Consider the following 2,982-nt stretch of genomic DNA (forward strand, 5'->3'; position numbering starts at 1 on the left):
CTTACGGGCAACATTTGCCAGCCAGGGCTACTCCGCCCCGCACCGTTGCAAGCCTTGAAAAAACCTGGCTTCGCACCCTGCCGGCTATTCCGGCGGGCGGACGCTACTTCGGCGCCAAGCTGATGGGCTCGAACATGGGCGATGCGCCACCGGGAATCGAGTACGTCATCGTTCTGTTCGATCGGACGACCAATCGCATCGCCGCTTTCATTGACGCAAACCTGGTGACTGGATTTCGCACTGCAGCTACCTCGGCCGCGGCCCTTGACCGCCTCGCCCCACAGAGGCCTGCACGCCTTGCCGTCATAGGAAGTGGATTGGAGGCTTCGATGCACATCCGCGCCTTCGCCAGCGTCCGCGAACTGACCGAAATTGTCGTCTTCAGCCCGACTCCTGAACGACGCGAAGCATTTGCCGCATCGGCGACACGAGATCTCGGTGTACCCGCCCGGGGTGTTGGCTCAGCACAAGAAGCCGTGGAAGGCGCCGACATCGTGCTGACGGCAGCACGCTCGCGCGATGAAAAGCCGATTCTTTTTGGCGATTGGTTGAAGCCGGGCGCCACCGTCGTTTCGATCGGCTCGACCATCCCGGAGCAGCGTGAAATAGATGTTTCAGTCGTGGAGCGCAGCGACTTGATCATCTGCGACACCCTGGAAGAAGTGCTGGAAGAGACAGGAGACATGCTTGCCGCCCATGCCGCCGGGATCGAATTCCGCCAGAAGGCCTTCAGCCTGTCTGACCTGATGGGCGGCGCCTGCAGTGAACAGTTGAAGCAAGCCAAGGCCCCAATGTTCAAGTCAGTTGGCGGTGGTCTTCAAGACATCGTGGTGGCGGAACTCATCCTGACCAAGGCACTTGAAGCCGGGCTGGCAACACCATTGCCGATCGATTTTGAAACAAAGCGCTGAGCGAACAGCGACGACTATCACCCACCCTGACTGACAGGAGCCTTACATGGCCAATTACAATAAAAAGGACGCTCGAGACTGGGCCCGCGAGAAACTCGTTGGGGTCGCCAACGTTACGATTCCGACAATGACCTCCGACTTCAAGCGCATCAATGAGAAAGCCATTCGCCACGACGTAGAACTGGCAATCAAGCACGGTTTCGTCGGGTCGTTGTCCTGCTCGGAGGTAGCCATTACCCAAGAGCAATACGGTGAGTTCTGTCAAATCATGGCCGATCAAGCAGCCGGCCGTCTCGTGATCGTTCACCACGCGGTGTTCAACACGCTGGAAGATAACATTGAGGCAGTCAAGCGAGCCGAAGCTGCCGGCGCCGACCTTGTGCTGCTTGGCTATCCTCCGTACTTCTATCCGAAGTCCTATGACGAAGTATTCGAGTACACCAAGGCGATCTGCGCCGCGACGAACCTGGGCGTAATAATCTTCCCGCTGCCCGCCTGGGGTTTCAGCCGCTTGCACCCTGCCGACATTCCGCTGGCGGTGCTGCGTCGAATGGTCGACGAGATCCCCAACGTCGTTGCAATCAAAGCCGAAGGCGGACTGCCTTACATCATGTCGGCGATCGAAGTTCACCGCGAGTTCCATGAGGAAGTCGTTATCTCATCTCCGCTTGAGTATGAGTACGTGCCTTTGGCACAGGTGATGGACATCCCTTTCTGTGGAACTAACTACTCCTCTTACTACGGCCCATTGCTTCCACAGATCCACAAGTTGATCCGCGCGGGCAACTACGATGAGGCAACTCAGCTCTGGTACAAAATGGATCCGGCACGCAAAGCGTTTGCAAGCCTGCCAATGGCGGCAAACGGACTTCTCAATCGCATGATGTGGAAATACCAAGGCTGGTTGCAGGGTTACAACGGCGGTCCTATGCCCCACCCTACCCAACGCGTGTACCAACGCGACATGGCGGTGTTACGTAAAGGACTAGAAGCGGCTGGATTGAACCCGACCACTGACCTCGATGAAGCCTTCTTCATCGGTCGTAACTCCATCTGAGGTCTGCCCCATGAATAGCACCGCAACCTTGAATCTGAAAGACCCCGACCTGCTGCGTCAGGCGATGTTGATCGACGGCGAATGGGTCCAGGCAGAGAGTGGCCAGACAATCGAGGTCCGCAATCCAGCCACCGGTGAATTGGTGGCGCGCGTACCAAACGGTGGAGAGTCCGAGACTCGGCGCGCAATCGCAGCGGCCGAACGCGCCATGCGGGGATGGCGCAAGACGCTGCCAAAGGAGCGTGCAAAGGTCCTCCGTAAGCTCTATGAGCTTATGCTTGAAAACATCGAGGACCTGGCGGTCATCCTGACGGCCGAACAGGGTAAGCCCTTGGTGGAATCCCGTGGCGAAATCCTTTACGCCGCAAGCTTCATCGAATGGTTCGGGGAAGAAGCGAAGCGTGTGAATGGCGACATCATTCCGCAGAATGTGGACGGTCGACGCATTCTCGTGCAGAAAGCCCCTATCGGCGTGTTTGCAGCCATCACACCGTGGAACTTCCCCTCCGCGATGATTACACGCAAAGCCGGCCCGGGCTGGGCGGTTGGTTGCGCAGGCGTCATCAAGCCGGCCAGTCAGACACCGCTCTCGGCACTGGCTCTGGCCGTACTCGCCGAGCGCGCCGGTCTGCCTCGGGGTGTATGCAACGTCGTCACAGGCTCGGCCCGCGCAATCGGCGGGGAGCTCACAGCGAACCCGGTCGTTCGCAAGTTGTCCTTCACAGGTTCGACCGAAGTGGGATCGCTGCTGCTGGCCCAGTGCGCTCCGACTATCAAGAAGGCGAGCATGGAACTGGGCGGTAACGCGCCGTTCATCGTCTTTGACGATGCTGATATCGATGCCGCAGTGAAGGGTGCACTTGCCGCCAAGTACCGCAACACAGGCCAGGCTTGTGTTGCCGCCAACCGCATGCTCGTGCAATCTGGTGTCTACGATCAATTCGCGAAGAAGCTCGCGGATGCCGCCGCTGCGCTCAGGGTCGGTAATGGCATGCATGACGGGGTGGTACTGGG

Annotated in this window: 3 protein-coding genes; all 3 read left to right on the top strand. The window is 58.7% G+C overall.

Annotated elements, in window-relative coordinates; translation table 11 throughout:
• Nucleotides 1-911, top strand: a 911-nt coding sequence (locus tag ACXRVY_RS22420; protein WP_458238267.1) for an ornithine cyclodeaminase family protein, incomplete at its 5' end; no start/stop codon positions are given.
• A 46-nt stretch (nt 912-957) separates the two neighbouring features.
• Nucleotides 958-1,968: a dihydrodipicolinate synthase family protein gene (locus ACXRVY_RS22425; RefSeq protein ID WP_223457503.1), complete on the top strand. Its 1,011-nt coding sequence runs from the start codon at nt 958-960 to the stop codon at nt 1,966-1,968.
• A 28-nt stretch (nt 1,969-1,996) separates the two neighbouring features.
• Nucleotides 1,997-2,982 (top strand): aldehyde dehydrogenase family protein (locus ACXRVY_RS22430; protein ID WP_458238268.1); only part of this gene is annotated, 986 nt, incomplete at its 3' end.

It is taken from the genome of Pseudomonas sp. P5_A2_2 (assembly GCF_054177685.1).

Coding starts and splice junctions, on each gene's coding strand:
- ACXRVY_RS22425 (WP_223457503.1), top strand. CDS start 958: ATGGCCAATTACAATAAAAAGGACGCTCGAGACTGGGCCCGCGAGAAA.